15 protein-coding genes and 1 tRNA gene are annotated in these 15,104 nt (G+C 34.6%); 12 read left to right on the forward strand and 4 right to left on the reverse strand.

What is annotated here, in order from left to right; translation table 11 throughout:
- The first annotated feature begins 232 nt into the window (after positions 1–232).
- Together U9966_RS00975 and U9966_RS00980 are read left to right on the forward strand one after the other, a co-directional pair.
- Positions 233–1,954 carry a hypothetical protein gene (locus tag U9966_RS00975; protein ID WP_306346751.1) on the forward strand — a complete coding sequence of 574 codons (1,722 nt, stop codon included), beginning with the start codon at positions 233–235 and terminating at the stop codon, positions 1,952–1,954.
- 198 nt (positions 1,955–2,152) lie between these two features.
- Positions 2,153–2,782, forward strand: a complete 630-nt coding sequence (locus tag U9966_RS00980; RefSeq protein ID WP_211598738.1) for a BamJ family beta-barrel-assembly machinery protein — start codon at positions 2,153–2,155, stop codon at positions 2,780–2,782.
- Positions 2,783–2,897: 115 nt separating this feature from the next.
- Here the strand turns inward: U9966_RS00980 and dapD are convergent, their stop codons facing one another.
- Complete coding sequence (gene dapD / locus U9966_RS00985; protein ID WP_211598740.1) at positions 2,898–3,719, reverse strand: 2,3,4,5-tetrahydropyridine-2,6-dicarboxylate N-succinyltransferase; 822 nt, start codon at positions 3,717–3,719, stop codon at positions 2,898–2,900.
- A 151-nt stretch (positions 3,720–3,870) separates the two neighbouring features.
- Here dapD and U9966_RS00990 point away from each other — a divergent pair, with 151 nt between their 5' ends.
- The 3 genes from U9966_RS00990 to U9966_RS01000 all read left to right on the forward strand — a co-directional run bounded on the left by U9966_RS00990 (position 3,871) and on the right by U9966_RS01000 (position 5,329).
- Positions 3,871–4,425, forward strand: coding sequence for a DUF2799 domain-containing protein (locus U9966_RS00990; protein ID WP_306346752.1), 555 nt, complete (start codon positions 3,871–3,873; stop codon positions 4,423–4,425).
- Between the two features lie 90 nt (positions 4,426–4,515).
- Positions 4,516–4,836, forward strand: a complete 321-nt coding sequence (locus tag U9966_RS00995; protein ID WP_306346753.1) for an HI1450 family dsDNA-mimic protein — start codon at positions 4,516–4,518, stop codon at positions 4,834–4,836.
- 10 nt (positions 4,837–4,846) lie between these two features.
- Positions 4,847–5,329 (forward strand): flavin reductase, encoded by a 483-nt coding sequence (locus U9966_RS01000; RefSeq protein WP_306346754.1) that lies wholly within the window; start codon positions 4,847–4,849, stop codon positions 5,327–5,329.
- Positions 5,330–5,382: 53 nt separating this feature from the next.
- Here U9966_RS01000 and U9966_RS01005 read toward each other — a convergent pair.
- Positions 5,383–5,472: transfer RNA gene (locus U9966_RS01005), tRNA-Ser, on the reverse strand.
- Positions 5,473–5,660: 188 nt separating this feature from the next.
- Here U9966_RS01005 and U9966_RS01010 point away from each other — a divergent pair.
- From U9966_RS01010 to U9966_RS01020, 3 genes are all read left to right on the forward strand, one after another.
- Positions 5,661–6,434: a cytochrome C assembly family protein gene (locus tag U9966_RS01010; protein WP_306346755.1), complete on the forward strand. Its 774-nt coding sequence runs from the start codon at positions 5,661–5,663 to the stop codon at positions 6,432–6,434.
- Positions 6,435–6,555: 121 nt separating this feature from the next.
- Positions 6,556–7,821, forward strand: coding sequence for an HlyC/CorC family transporter (locus U9966_RS01015; protein WP_306346756.1), 1,266 nt, complete (start codon positions 6,556–6,558; stop codon positions 7,819–7,821).
- A 16-nt stretch (positions 7,822–7,837) separates the two neighbouring features.
- Positions 7,838–8,269 (forward strand): guanosine-3',5'-bis(diphosphate) 3'-pyrophosphohydrolase, encoded by a 432-nt coding sequence (locus U9966_RS01020; protein ID WP_211598759.1) that lies wholly within the window; start codon positions 7,838–7,840, stop codon positions 8,267–8,269.
- 98 nt (positions 8,270–8,367) lie between these two features.
- On the opposite strand, the gene U9966_RS01025 is transcribed toward U9966_RS01020, so the two are convergent.
- Positions 8,368–8,724, reverse strand: a complete 357-nt coding sequence (locus U9966_RS01025) for a diacylglycerol kinase (protein WP_306346757.1) — start codon at positions 8,722–8,724, stop codon at positions 8,368–8,370.
- Positions 8,725–9,060: 336 nt separating this feature from the next.
- Between U9966_RS01025 and accB the strand changes: the two genes are divergently transcribed.
- The 3 genes from accB to ompA all read left to right on the forward strand — a co-directional run bounded on the left by accB (position 9,061) and on the right by ompA (position 12,259).
- Entirely contained in the window at positions 9,061–9,522 is a 462-nt protein-coding gene (gene accB / locus U9966_RS01030) for an acetyl-CoA carboxylase biotin carboxyl carrier protein (RefSeq protein WP_306346758.1), read from the forward strand.
- A 16-nt stretch (positions 9,523–9,538) separates the two neighbouring features.
- Positions 9,539–10,882 carry an acetyl-CoA carboxylase biotin carboxylase subunit gene (gene accC / locus U9966_RS01035; protein ID WP_306346759.1) on the forward strand — a complete coding sequence of 448 codons (1,344 nt, stop codon included), beginning with the start codon at positions 9,539–9,541 and terminating at the stop codon, positions 10,880–10,882.
- Between the two features lie 279 nt (positions 10,883–11,161).
- Positions 11,162–12,259: a porin OmpA gene (gene ompA, locus U9966_RS01040; protein ID WP_306346760.1), complete on the forward strand. Its 1,098-nt coding sequence runs from the start codon at positions 11,162–11,164 to the stop codon at positions 12,257–12,259.
- 72 nt (positions 12,260–12,331) lie between these two features.
- On the opposite strand, the gene menB is transcribed toward ompA, so the two are convergent.
- On the reverse strand, positions 12,332–13,189 hold the full coding sequence (gene menB, locus U9966_RS01045) for a 1,4-dihydroxy-2-naphthoyl-CoA synthase (protein WP_211597305.1): 858 nt from the start codon (positions 13,187–13,189) through the stop codon (positions 12,332–12,334).
- Positions 13,190–13,434: 245 nt separating this feature from the next.
- On the opposite strand from menB, the gene asnB reads away from it, so the two are divergent.
- Positions 13,435–15,018, forward strand: a complete 1,584-nt coding sequence (asnB, locus tag U9966_RS01050) for an asparagine synthase B (RefSeq protein ID WP_306346761.1) — start codon at positions 13,435–13,437, stop codon at positions 15,016–15,018.
- The last annotated feature ends 86 nt before the right edge of the window (positions 15,019–15,104 follow it).

The raw sequence follows: 15,104 nt of genomic DNA on the forward strand, positions 1-15,104 counted from the left end.
TGATAACAATGTTGAGAGAGCAATAATTTGGTCAGGGAAAAACTGGCAAAATAAAACGGATTTAGGCACATTAAGATCAGGTAATACTGGGGTTTGGGCTTTAAGTAGTGATGGTACTATTGCAGGTGGTTGGTTTTATGATGATAGGAGAAGGGCAACTATTTGGTCTGGAAAAAACTGGCAAAATAAAACGGATTTAGGCACATTAAAATCAGATAATACTGGGGGCTCAATGGTTTTCGCTTTAAGTAGTGATGGTACGATTGCAGGTGGTTGGGCTGATAATGGTAGGAATAGGGCAACTATTTGGTCAGGGAAAAACTGGCAAAATAAAACGGAGTTAGGCACATTAAAATCAGATAATACTGGGGGCTCAAGGGTTCGGGCTTTAAGTAGTGATGGTACGATTGCAGGTGGTTGGGCTAATAATGATAACAATGTTGATAGAGCAATAATTTGGTCAGGGAAAAACTGGCAAAATAAAACGGATTTAGGCACATTAAAATCAGATAATACTGGGAGCTCAACGGTTTTCGCTTTAAGTAGTGATGGTACGATTGCAGGTGGTGGGGCTCGTAATGATAACGCTGATATTAGAGCAATAATTTGGTCAGGGAAAAACTGGCAAAATAAAACGGAGTTAGGCACATTAAGATCAGATAATACTGGGAGCTCAATGGTTTTTGCTTTAAGTAGTGATGGAACTATTGCAGGTGGTGGGGCTCATAATGATAACAATGTTGAGAGAGCAATAATTTGGTCAGGGAAAAACTGGCAAAATAAAACGGATTTAGGCACATTAAGATCAGATAATACTGGGGATTCAGAGGTTCAGGCTTTAAGTAGTGATGGTACGATTGCAGGTGGTTGGGCTGATAGTGATAGCAATAATCATAGAGCGACTATTTGGAAAATAAAATACCCTGAAAAGAAAGTTATTCCAGCAGCAAAAATTGAGGATATTGCCAAACGAACCATTCCAGCGGCGAAAATTGAGGATATCGCTAAACGAACTATTCCTGCGGCGAAAATTGAAGATATTGCTAAACCGATAACCAAACCAGTGGTTGTTGCCAAAATTGATGTCGAAAATACCAAGTTAAGTATGGCACGTTTGGGTAATGATGCGATTGGGGTGACTTCATTACAAAGCCAAATCTTACAGCGTTTACAACAAAGCCGTTATTTAAAACAAGGCGAAGTAGGTTATGGTGTTCGTCAAGATATGGCTAAACAAAAAGGTGAGACCACTGCCAGTGTTGGACTTGGCTTATCTTATGGTGTGGGATATGGCATTACCGCAGGGGTTAACTTTGATAAAAGTTTATCTCGTCAATTACCTAAAAGTTATAAAACCGACGGCAACACAGGGCTAGGGATTTTTGCCAACTGGAAAGGCGATAACTGGTTTGTGGAAACGACAGCGGCGTGGCAAAAAGATAAAGTGAAAGTGGAACGCCCATTATTGGCGAATACCGAAGCGGGCAGTAACAAAACCACAATGAAAGGTTCAGCGGTTTCATTAACGACGGGTTATGATTTTGGCAATGTTTCTGTTTACAGTTCACTTCGTCATCGCCAAGTTTCTCGTGATGCTTATGTGGAAAAAAATGCCGAATTTGCGGCAAGTTTTGCAAAATTAAGTTATAAAGATACCGCTTTAGCCTTAGGTGTTGATACAACATTTCCATTAACAGAACAATTAAACCTGTTAGCCAGTGCAGAAATTGAACAACAGCTAAATAACAATGCACCAACTTATGCCGTTTCAATGCCAGCAGTGGGAAGTTTTAGTAAAAGAGCGAAAATTCGCAAAACACGTGGACGAGTACAAGCGGGCTTAAGCTATGACTTTAGCCCTAAATTTATGGTAAGTTTTACACCTTACTATGAAAGTACCGCTTTTGGTTATAATGGCTGGGGAACGTCATTACAGTTAAAAGGCGTGTTCTAAGTTAGAACTATGGGGCGTACTGTGTACGCCCAAATAAATCATTTAACGAATTACAGCAATTTTCATCGGAAAAATTAATGCTATTAAAAAATAGAGCATTAAAATATGCAATTGGGTTGTAGATTTTTACAAAATGCCCTTGTTTTTTGTAAAATATTCCCCATCTATAAAACTCATTTAAATAAAAAGGAAATAATTATGGCGTTAAATTTTGATTCAGTGAAATTTGAAACTACCGAAGAAAAAGGTGGTTATGGTATTGGTTTGCAGATTGGTCAGCAATTGTTAAGTAGTGGTTTAGAAGTTGAACCTGAAACAGTAATGAAAGGGATTTTTGATGTATTAAATCAAAATCAACCTGCTGTTGATCTTAATGAAATCAGTGCTGCATTACAAGAATTACAACAACGAGCAGAGAAAGCTCAACAGGAAATGTTTGCTCAATTTGAACAAGATGGGAAAGCATTTTTAGAAGAAAATAAAAAAGCAAAAGGCGTTAAAGTTACTGAAAGTGGTTTACAGTATGAAGTACTTGTGGAAGGTAATGGAAAAGTGCCATCAGCAGAAGATAAAGTGCGTGTGCATTACGCAGGTTCTTTAATTACTGGACAAGAATTTGATAGCTCAATTAAACGTGGTCAGCCAGCTGAATTCCCTGTAAATGGCGTAATTAAAGGTTGGACTGAAGCATTAACAATGATGCCAGCAGGTTCTAAATGGCGTTTGGTTGTTCCTCACGAGCTTGCTTATGGAGAACGAGGTGCAGGTCAAACCATTCCACCTTTTAGTGTGTTAGTTTTTGAAGTAGAATTATTAGAGGTTTTATAATCAAAACTTGCTAAGAAAAAACAAAAGTCTGCTGATAGTTTATTTCTCAGCAGACTTTTTATTTATGGAGTGTTAATTTTCTTGTATTGTGGAATAGTATTCTTATCAGGAATAATTATTCAATCGTACGCAATAACTCGTTAATTCCTACTTTACCTAATGTTTTAGCATCAACTTTTTTCACAATTACAGCACAGTAAAGGCTATATTTACCATCTTTTGACGGTAGGCTACCAGAGACAACCACAGATCCTGCTGGTACACGACCATAATGAATTTCACCTGTTTCACGATCATAAATACGAGTAGATTGTCCGATAAATACGCCCATAGAAATCACTGAACCTTCTTCTACAATCACACCTTCTACAATTTCTGATCTTGCCCCAATAAAACAGTTATCTTCAATAATAGTTGGGTTTGCTTGTAATGGTTCTAATACACCACCAATACCTACGCCACCAGATAAATGTACGTTTTTACCAATTTGAGCACAAGACCCGACAGTTACCCAAGTATCAACCATTGTTCCTTGATCGACATAAGCCCCTATATTTACATAAGAAGGCATTAATACGGTATTTTTTGCAATATAAGCACCTTGACGAACCGTTGCCGAAGGTACAACGCGAAACCCTTCTTTATCAAAACGTTCTTGGGTATATTCTGCAAATTTTAATGGCACCTTATCGTAGTAATTGGTTTCACCACCTTCAACAAGTACGTTATCTCTAATTCGAAAAGAGAGTAATACCGCTTTTTTCAACCACTGATGAACGATCCATTCACCATCAATTTTTTCTGCAACACGTAATTCACCAGAATCAAGTTTTAATACAACTTCTTCAATTGCGGCTTTGGTTTCTGCATCTACGTTTGCAGGTGTAATTTCACTACAACGCTCAAATGCTGTTTCAATAATGCTTTGTAAAGACATTGATATTTCCTTTTATAAAAGAGTAATAAATTGAAATAAAATTAAACAACTTTATTTATTAGCCAATACCCCATTATCCATTTATAATGTCAAAATTGCAACAAACAGCAATAGTTCAACGATAAATTTTACAGAAAATTAAAGGAATAATATGAAAATTGAATTTAAGAAAGCACTTTTTTGGTTAGGTGTAATGATTACATTAACTGCCTGTACTTCTCCGTCACTCACAAAAGAGCAATGTTTAACGGGAAATTGGGAAGCAATTGGCTATAACGATGGGGTCGCAGGTTATTATCCTGATCGTATTAATGTTCATCAAGAGGCTTGTGCTAAAACGGGTATCATTCCTAATTTTACCTTATGGGAAAAAGGGCGAGAAAATGGTTTAAAGCATTATTGTACAATTGAAAATGCTACTAGATTAGGAAATTTTGGTTACGCATTTAATCGTGTTTGCCCAAATGCTCAGACAGAAAATTTACAGAATGTTTATAATAAGGCATACCAAAAATACACAATACGAAGACAATTAGCTCAAGATAAGCGTACACTTTCTCAACATAAAGAAAAGCTGGCAAAATTACTCAAAGGAGAAATGCTTGATTTTAAAACAGAGAAAGAAGCTAGAGAATATATGCTAAAACTACAAAAAGAAATTTTAGCTTTAGAGCAAAAAATTCGAAAAGCAGAAAGGACGAAGTAATTTTTTAAAATAGGTGAATTATTTTTGCAAATTTTTCTGATAAAGTAACCGCCTATTTTGGAGTTTATTATACATAAAAGAGGTAATAAGTTGGATAATGTAACAAAACTAACACCAGATGAAGCCATTGATATTGCTTATGATATTTTTTTAGAAATGGCGGGGGAAAATCTTGATCCTGCGGATATTCTACTTTTCAATCTTCAATTTGAAGAATGTGGTGCGGTGGAAATGGTAGAAACCAGTGAAAAATGGGAACAAGAAATTGGTGTTTTAATTGACCCTGATGCATTTGCAGAAGTCTGGATTGGTTTGATTAATGATAATGATGAAATGGATAACGTTTTTGCTCGTTTTTTAATTTCACATCAAGCAGAAAATCGTGAATATCATATAATTTGGAAAGAATAAGAGGATAAAAATGAGTGATTTTTCATTAGAATTTCGTAATGCGATGGCAAATTTACCCACAGCGGTTAGTATTGTTACCACAAAAGGAGAAGCGGGTAAAGTTGGATTAACAGTATCTTCAGTTTGTTCTGTAAGTGATACACCTGCTACAGTATTATTTTGTATCAACAAAGAGAGTGGTACTCACGATATTTTTAAGCAAAATGGTAAAGCCTGTATCAACATCTTAATGCCTCAACAAGTAGAACTTGCTAAACATTTCGCAAATATGCTGGATTCAACAATGGAACAACGTTTTGAATGGGATATATGGCAAGACAGTGATCAACCTGCACTAAAAGAGGCAGTTTCAACTCTGCAGGGAAATATTGTTAATTGTTATGAAGTGGGTACTCATACCGTATTTATTTTGCAGCTTACAGAGATTAATTCCACAATAGGCAATGTTTTAACTTATTTTAACCGTCGTTTCAGTACCGCTATATTAGATTAAAAATTTCCATAAAAAAAACCACCGATAATTTCTTATCAGTGGTTTAGAATAAGTGGCGGAGGAAGTGAGATTCGAACTCACGGAGGATTTAAACCCTCGCCGGTTTTCAAGACCGGTGCCTTCAACCGCTCGACCATTCCTCCGTTGAAAACGTGTTGAATAATATAGATATTACGAAAAGTCGTCAAGAAGAAAAATAAAAAAAATGTCTGTTTGCATTGTTTTTCATCAATCTTCATCTTTATTTATATATAATTTTCTCTTTTTAGATAGAAAAACAGGACTAAAAATGGTAATTTAATACACCTATCTTATTGTAGAGAAAAAGAAAATGTTGTTTGTTATTTTAACTATTATTACCTATGTAGCGGCGATACTTTGGATTGCGCCCACTATTATAAAAACAAATACAAATAAACCAAATACTACCGTTATTTTGGGTTTCGGAATATTGGCAGTACTGCTTCATTTTATTACCCTCTCTAATCAACTTTCTACTATGTTTGGATTTAGGCTAACTATAATAAATGTTGTTTCATTTATCTGTTTATTAATGAGCCTAATGATGACTTTTGCCATTACAAAATGGAAAACAAGTTTATTACCTTTGTTGGTCATTTATATTTTAAGTATTGTGAGTGTCGCACTTTCAGGTTTTATTATAGGAGAGACTGCAAAATATTTTTCTCAAAATATAAGTTTATTATTTCATATCTCAATTGCAATGCTTTCCTATGCAATGTTTTTTATTGCATTGCTTTATGTATTTCAATTGAAATGGATTGATATTAAATTAAAAAATAAACAGCTCTCTTTTAATTCGCATTTACCCCCATTGATGACCGTTGAGCGACATCTATTTTCTTTGACGTTTATCGCCCAAGTTTTATTAACTCTCACGTTGATTACAGGTATAATTTATTTACCACAAGTTTTCTCAAATACTCAAATACATAAAACAGTATTTTCTTTTATGGCTTGGATTATTTATGCTATTTTACTTTTTGGACAATGGAAGTTACATTGGCGAGGAAAACGAGTGCTAATTTATTCAATTTCAGGTATGATCTTACTTACTGTAGGCTATTTCGGAAGTCGAATATAGCTACCAAATAAATGTTTAGGTAAGCGGTCACATTATTATAAAATTTTGCAAAAACTCAATTATTAAAAATAATAAAAATATGTTACCACTTGATGATATAACTAATATAGGATTTTAAATTTTGGAAACCATACCCTTGAGTACGCTTTTTATTACTCTTGTGCTACTACTTTTTCTTTCTGCATTCTTTTCAAGTTCTGAAACTGCGTTAATGTCACTTAACCGCTATAAAATGCGAAATCTTGTTGAAAAAGGACATAAAGCCGCTATCCAAACTGAAAAATTACTTGAAAAAACAGACATTCTACTAAGTTTAATTTTAATCTGTAATAATCTTGTCAATATCGTTGCTTCTGCCATTGCTACTATGATTGGAATGCGTTTGTCTGGTGATGCAGGCGTCGCTATTGCAACAGGATTGCTTACCCTTGTAATGCTTGTTTTTGCAGAAATTTTACCTAAAACCATTGCTGCAATTTATCCTGAAAAAGTCGGTTTCACTGCAAGTTATGTTTTAACACCACTAAAAAAAATACTTACACCATTGATTTTTTTAATGAACATTATTATTAGCTCTTTAATGAAATTAATGCGAATTAAATCGGGGGAAAAAACAGGATTAAGTGCTGAAGAATTGCGTAGTGTAGTATTAGAAGCGGGCAAATATATTCCTACAGAGCACCAAGATATGCTGGTTTCAATTCTTGATTTAGAAAAAGCGACGGTTGATGATGTAATGGTGCCACGTAATGATATTGATGGCATTAATATTGATGATGATTGGAAGTCTATTATACGTCAGCTTAAAGGTGCGGCTCACGGACGCATTGTGATTTATAAAGAAAGCATTGATGATAATGTATTGGGAATGCTCCGAGTTCGAGAAGTGTTTCGTTTTATGCTTGAAAAAAATGAATTTAGTAAAGAAACGTTAGTACGAGCATTGGATAATACGTATTTTATTCCCGAAGGCACACCACTAACGGCACAACTTATTAATTTCAAGGCAAACAAAGAGCGTATTGGATTAGTGGTTGATGAATATGGTGATATTAAAGGCTTAATTACTCTTGAAGATATTTTAGAAGAAATTATTGGTGAATTTACCACCTCAACTTCACCGACTCTTGAGCAAGAAGTAAAACCACAATTAGATGGTTCAGTTATTATTGAAGGGTCAGCGAATTTACGTGATTTAAATAAACTCTTTAAGTGGAACTTGCCCGCTGAAGATATTAGAACCTTTAATGGTTTGATTATGGAACACCTAGAAAACATCCCAGATGAAGATACGCAATTTACTTTCTATAACTTGAAAGTCACTGTATTGGAAGTTGCTGATAATATGGTTAAGCAAGCAAGGGTTGAAACATTGTCGAAATCATAAAATAGAGAGGTTATGTATGAAATTATTAAGAGCATTCTTAATCGCTTTAGATGCTCATAAAGGGCAGTTTGATAAAGCTGGAAAACCATATATAACCCATCCAATTAGGGTAATGTTTGGGGTTAAAGGATACAAAAAAAAGATTGTTGCATTGTTACACGATGTTGTTGAAGACAGTGATTATACTTTGACGAATTTAGAAAACTATTTTGATAAAGACATTATAAAAGCCATCGATCTTGTCACTAAAAAAGAGGCTCAAGAGTACAGTGAATACCTTTCACAACTTAAAGAAAATGAAATGTCAAAAGCGGTAAAACTCAGTGATTTAAGGGATAATATGAATCTTAAACGAATTAAAAATATTACTCAAAAAGATTTAAACCGTTTAGAAAAATACAAAAAAGCGACAGCATATCTAGAGGGAAAAACAGCCACCCCACCTTAAGGAGTCCGTATTTGGCACACGATTTCCAATTAACGAACTTTTTACATTAAATTTGCAAAAAATAGTTTACATCATACCGCTATGATAACTACCCTGTATTAAAAAAATAAAATAATTACCCAAACAATTCCACAGGTGACCATTGCCATAAACACAGCAGCGGATCCCATATCTTTAGCTCGTCCTGATAGTTCGTGATACTCTTTGCCAACACGATCAACGATTGCTTCTAAACCACTATTGAGCAATTCAATCACAAAAACCATTAATACTGAAGCAACAAGTAATGCAATTTCTATATTTGTATTACCTAAAATAAATGCTAAGGGAAGCATTATAAGTGCAGCGCCTATTTCGTGGCGAAATCCCGCTTCATATTTAAATGCAGCTTTTAAACCTTGAATAGAGTAGCCAGCAGCTTTAAAAAAATGAGTTAATCCAGTATATTTTTGCATAGTTATCCTTAAGTTTGTTGCTAATGAGTAAAAAATGCTATTATAGTCTATTCAATAATGGTAGCCAAATACAAATAAGTTTTACTAAAATGAGGCGATATGATCTTTGTAAAAATTTGCAAAATTTTTATAAAAAATTGCCTTAATTAGGAGAAACTGCTACGATCAGTCACGAAATTGTGATAATTTCGGTTAAATTTATAAAAAAATTATCGCAAACTAGGTTAATTTCAGGTAACCTTACGAAACTTTATTTTACACCCCATTTTTCCTTAATTGTTATTAATGTGAAGTGGTGTTTTTATTTTCAATTTAACTTAAACGGATCTCATTATAATGGATATTCGCAAAATCAAAAAACTTATAGAGCTTGTTGAAGCATCAGGTATTACAGAACTAGAAGTATCTGAAGAAGATGGTTCAGTACGCATTAGTCGTGGTGTTGCACAAACTATATCACAACCTCAACAATATATTAATACTCAAACAATTGAAGTACCTACGGAAAAAACGGAGATATCCCAAGAAAGCACGGTTACTAGTGTTCAACCAGAAACTGTATCTGGTCATACTATTGCATCCCCGATGGTAGGAACTTTCTATCGTAGCCCAAGCCCTGAAGCCCAGCCATTTATAGAAGTTGGACAAAGTGTGAATGTAGGTGATGCACTTTGTATTGTAGAAGCAATGAAAATGATGAATAAAATTGAATCAGATAAAGCGGGTGTAGTAAAAGCTATTTTAGTAAATGATGGTGATGCGGTTGAATTTGATCAGCCACTTATTGTTATTGAATAATCATTAGGATATACAAATGTTAAAAAAAGTTGTTATTGCTAATCGTGGCGAAATTGCATTGCGTATTTTACGGGCATGTAAAGAATTAGATATTCAAACGGTTGCCGTACACTCTACAGCAGATAGAGAATTAAAGCACGTACGTCTGGCTGATGAAACAATTTGTATTGGTCCAGCGTCATCTGTAAAAAGCTACTTAAATATCCCTGCTATTATTGCTGCCGCGGAAGTAACAGGAGCGGATGCTATTCACCCTGGCTATGGGTTTTTATCTGAAAATGCAGACTTTGCAGAGCAAGTGGAACGTTCAGGTTTCTCTTTTATAGGACCATCTGCAGATGTTATTCGTTTAATGGGAGACAAAGTATCTGCTATTAGATCGATGAAAAAGGCGGGCATTCCTTGTGTACCAGGTTCTAATGGTTCAGTGGGTGATGATATTGTTAAAAATAAGAAAATAGCTAATGAGATTGGTTATCCTATTATTATTAAAGCCTCTGGTGGAGGTGGTGGTCGAGGAATGCGTGTTGTTCGCAATGAAGAGTATCTAGCTGAATCCATTGCAATGACAAAATCAGAAGCCAGATCCGCTTTTAATAATGATATGGTTTATATGGAAAAATATCTTGAGAACCCTCGTCATATCGAAGTACAGGTATTAGCTGATACTCACGGTAATGCTATTTATTTAGCTGAGCGTGATTGTTCAATGCAGCGTCGCCATCAAAAAGTATTGGAAGAAGCACCCGCACCAGGGATTTCAGAGGAACTGCGTCGATTTATTGGTGAGCGTTGTGCAAATGCTTGTCTTGAAATTGGTTATCGTGGGGCTGGAACATTTGAGTTTTTATATGAAAATGGTGAATTTTATTTCATTGAGATGAATACTCGAATTCAAGTAGAACATCCTGTCACTGAAATGATTACAGGTATTGACCTAGTGAAAGAGCAGTTACGTATTGCTTCAGGTTTACCTTTATCCGTTACTCAAGAGCAAGTTAAAGTAAGAGGTCATTCTGTTGAGTGCAGAATTAATGCTGAAGATCCAAGTAGTTTTTTACCATCACCAGGGAAAATTACTCGTCTTCACGTACCTGGTGGATTAGGTGTTCGCTGGGATTCCTACATTTATGCTAATTATACTGTTCCTCCTTATTATGACTCAATGATTGCAAAACTTATTACGTATGGCGAAACAAGAGACATTGCTATTCGTAGAATGGAAATTGCACTTTCAGAAACCATTATAAATGGAATAAAGACAAATATTCCATTACATCAAAACATATTAAGTGATAAAAACTTTCTTCAAGGCGGAATGAACATCCATTACCTTGAAGAAAAACTTGGAATTAAATAATTATTTAAGTTTTTTTTCATAAAAAACTCAATTGTTGAGTACAAACAACATTTTTAATGTAGAGTTAATTTTGTAAGTAATTGATCGATCGAGCTATGTGTAACTTATACAACTATTTTGGTTATAAAAAGCACAATTTTATGAAAAGTATTTTTTTTTAGTTTTTTTTATTGTACAATGAAAGTTGTATTTTGCTTATAATGTAATGTACAATGTGGCAAAGATAACAAAGAATCAATAAAGATTCTAAACATAATAGTTTTTATAGAGGAAAACAATATGAAAAAATCAGTAATTGCATTAGCTATTTCTAGCTTAGCATTAGCAAGCGTTGCTCAAGCAGCACCACAAGCACAAACTTTTTATGTGGGTGCTAAAGCAGGTTGGGCATCATTTCATGATGGTTTAAATGATAACAAGATCAAAGATACATTTGGTAAAGACTACGGTTTTTATAAAAACTCTGTAGCTTACGGTGTTTTTGGTGGTTATCAAATTCTTAATAATGGTAAATTTGGTTTAGCGACTGAATTAGCTTATGATGATTTTGGTTCTGCAAAATTACGTTATTCTGGCGTTAAGAAAGATGGTGAAACAGTAGCTAAAATGAAAAACCGTGGTCCTGTTTTAAGCTTAAAAGGTAGCTATCAGGTTCTTAACGGTTTAGATGTTTATGGTCGTGTTGGTGCTGCATTAGTACGTACAGACTATAACTTTAAAGATAATCAATTGGCTGGTAATACTCAACCAGGTCAACGTTCATCACACGTTTCAGCAGTATTTGCAACTGGTTTAGAATATAACTTACCATCATTACCTCAATTAGCAACTCGTTTAGAGTATCAATGGGTTAACAGTGTTGGACGTTTTGAAAATAAAGATGGTTCACGAGTTGATTTCCGTCCAGACATCGGTTCAGTTAGCTTAGGTATTTCTTATCGTTTTGGTCAGGTTAAAGCTCCTAAAGCCGCTAAAGTGGTAACTAAGAACTTTGCATTTAGTTCAGATGTGTTATTTGCATTTAGTAAAGCAAGCTTAAAACCTGCAGCATCTAAAGTATTAGATTCAGCAAATGCTGAAATCAATGCATTAGGTTTAGAAACTCCAGCAGTTAAAGTAAGTGGTTATGCTGACCGTATTGGTTCTGAAAAATCTAATATGCATTTATCACAACGTCGTGCTGAAACAGTAGCAAACTACTTAGTATCTAAAGGTGTTCAACCTGCAAATATTACAGCAGTTGGTTATGGTGAAACAAACCCAGCAACTGGTAATACTTGTGATAAAGTAAAAGGTCGTAAAGCATTAATTTCTTGTTTAGCACCTGATCGTCGTGTTGAAGTTCGAGTTCAAGGCGTTAAAAAAATTACTATGTAATTAGTATTTTTAAGAATAACAAAAAAGCCCATATTAGTGGGCTTTTTTATTGGTAGTAACAAACTATTAAATTTAAGGGTTACGTTTAAATTTATTAAAGTCGGGTTGACGTTTTTCATTAAATGCATTACGCCCTTCTTGTCCTTCTTCTGTCATATAAAATAACATCGTGGCATTGCCAGCAAGTTCTTGTAAGCCAGATTGACCATCACAGTCTGCATTTAGAGCTGCTTTTAAGCAACGTAACGCAATTGGACTGTTACGTAGTATTTCACGACACCATTTTACGGTTTCTTTTTCCAATTCGCTATACGGAACAACAGTATTGACTAATCCCATTTCTAATGCTTCTTGTGCATTATATTGACGACATAAAAACCAAATCTCACGGGCTTTTTTCTGCCCAACAATACGAGCCATATAGCTAGCTCCCCAGCCACCATCGAATGACCCTACTTTTGGTCCCGTTTGACCGAAAATAGCATTTTCAGCGGCAATAGTTAGATCACACATCATATGTAATACGTGACCACCTCCAATAGAATAGCCTGCAACCATTGCAACAACTGGTTTTGGACAAGTACGAATATCACGTTGGAAATCAAGTACGTTTAAATGATGTACACCACTATCATCTTTGTAGCCACCGTAGTCTCCACGTACTTTTTGATCACCACCTGAACAGAATGCTTTTTCACCTTGACCAGTGAGTATGATCACTCCTATTTTTTCATCAAAGCGGGCATCTGCAAAAGCTTGAATCATCTCTTTGACCGTTTGTGGTCGAAAAGCATTACGGACTTCAGGACGGTTAATCGTAATTTTGGCAATTCCATCCGTTGATTTGTGATATAAAATATCAGTATAGTTTTTACTATAATCTTGCCATTCTATTGGTGCATAAAGTACATCATCATTTGGATTTTGCATAATTATTCCTTATTTTGTTAAAAGTGAAAGAATTATAACGGAATTTTGCTTTTTTAACGATAGTCTAAATAATAAGGGATTTTATCTATAAAAGAATTATATATCTAATAAAAGTGGCTTTATATTAAATGAGATTCATCTTATTGGCAATATTTGAATAATTTTAGTAAATATAATTGCATTTTGATTATTTTTATTTAAAATAAAATAACTAAATTAAAGAATAATCAATTTGGAGATAAAAAATGTGTGGTTTTGTATATTCATCAGCAAAAGAGATGAGTGAAGTATTTAAGAAAAGTTATGATTCAACTTTCCATCGTGGTCCTGATCATCAAAGTATCAGTGTTGATGATGGAGGAATTTGGGGATTTCACCGTTTATCTATTATGGATATGACCAATAATGGTAACCAGCCATTTGAACATAATGGTGTAAAATTAATGTGTAATGGTGAAATATATAACTTTGAATATTTAACTGAAATTTTAAAAGATACCTATAATTTCCATTCACACAGTGACTGTGAAGTATTAATTCCACTTTATGAACACGTAGGCATTGATGTAATGATGAAAATGCTTGATGCTGAATTTGCACTGGTAATGTTTGATCATAAAACAGGTGAAGTTATGGCTGGTCGTGATCCTATGGGTATCCGTCCACTATTTTATGGTTACGATAAAGAAACAGGTGCGATTGCTTTTGCGTCAGAAGCGAAGGGTTTAATTTCATTTTGTCGTGATGTTGTGCCATTCCCTCCAGGTCATTATTATAAAGCGGGTAAGTTTGTTTGTTATAACGATATTGCTGATCCAAAAGTGATTATCGATCAAGATGTTGAAACTATTGCAAAAAATTTAAAAGAAAAATTAGAAGCAGCGGTAATTAAGCGTTTACACGCCGATGCACCATTAGGCTTTTTATTAAGTGGTGGATTAGATTCGTCATTAGTGTGTGCGATTGCTCAAAAACATTTAGATAAACCAATTCGTACCTTTGCTGTAGGAATGGAAACGGATCCTATTGATTTAAAATATGCTAAAGAAGTGGCAGATTTTTTAGGTTGTGAACATACTGAAGTGATTATGACTAAAGAAGATGTGTTAGAAGCATTAGAAACAGTAATTTGGCACTTAGAAACTTGGGATATTACGACAGTTCGTGCAAGTATGGGAATGTACCTAATTTGTAAATATATCCGTGAAAATACTGACTTAAAAGTGCTTTTAACGGGCGAAGTGAGTGATGAAATCTTTGGGTATAAATATACGGATTTTGCTCCAACACCTGCCGAATTCCAAAAAGAATCACAAAAGCGTATTCGTGAATTGTATATGTATGATGTATTGCGTGCGGATCGTTGTTTAGCTGCAAATTCATTAGAAGCTCGTGTACCATTTAGTGATATTGATTTTGTAGATTACGCAATGAGTATTAACCCAGAGCGTAAAATGAATAAATACGGTAAAGGGAAATACTTATTACGCCGAGCATTTGAGGGCTTAGATTATTTACCAGATAGTATTTTATACCGTGAAAAAGCCGCATTTTCCGATGCTGTTGGTCACTCAATGGTGGATCATTTAAAAGAATTTGCAGAAAGTAAATATTCTGATGAAGATCTAGAAAATGCTAAACAAAAATATTTACACGGCACACCATTTACCAAAGAAAGCTTGCTTTATCGTGATATTTTTGAAAAGTTCTATCCAGATCAAGCAGAGTGGATTAAAGATTTCTGGATGCCGAATAAAGAGTGGGAAGGCTGTAATGTTAACGATCCATCAGCACGAGTTCTTAAAAACTATGGAGATAGTGGCAAGTAAGCGGTTAGATTTTTATTAAAATTTACAAAAAAGTGAGCATCTTAATGTTGCTCACTTTTTTAGTTGTAAATTTTTGGATATTTTTT

Origin of the sequence: Pasteurella atlantica (genome assembly GCF_963693435.1) — a bacterium.
Classification (GTDB): domain Bacteria; phylum Pseudomonadota; class Gammaproteobacteria; order Enterobacterales; family Pasteurellaceae; genus Phocoenobacter; species Phocoenobacter atlanticus.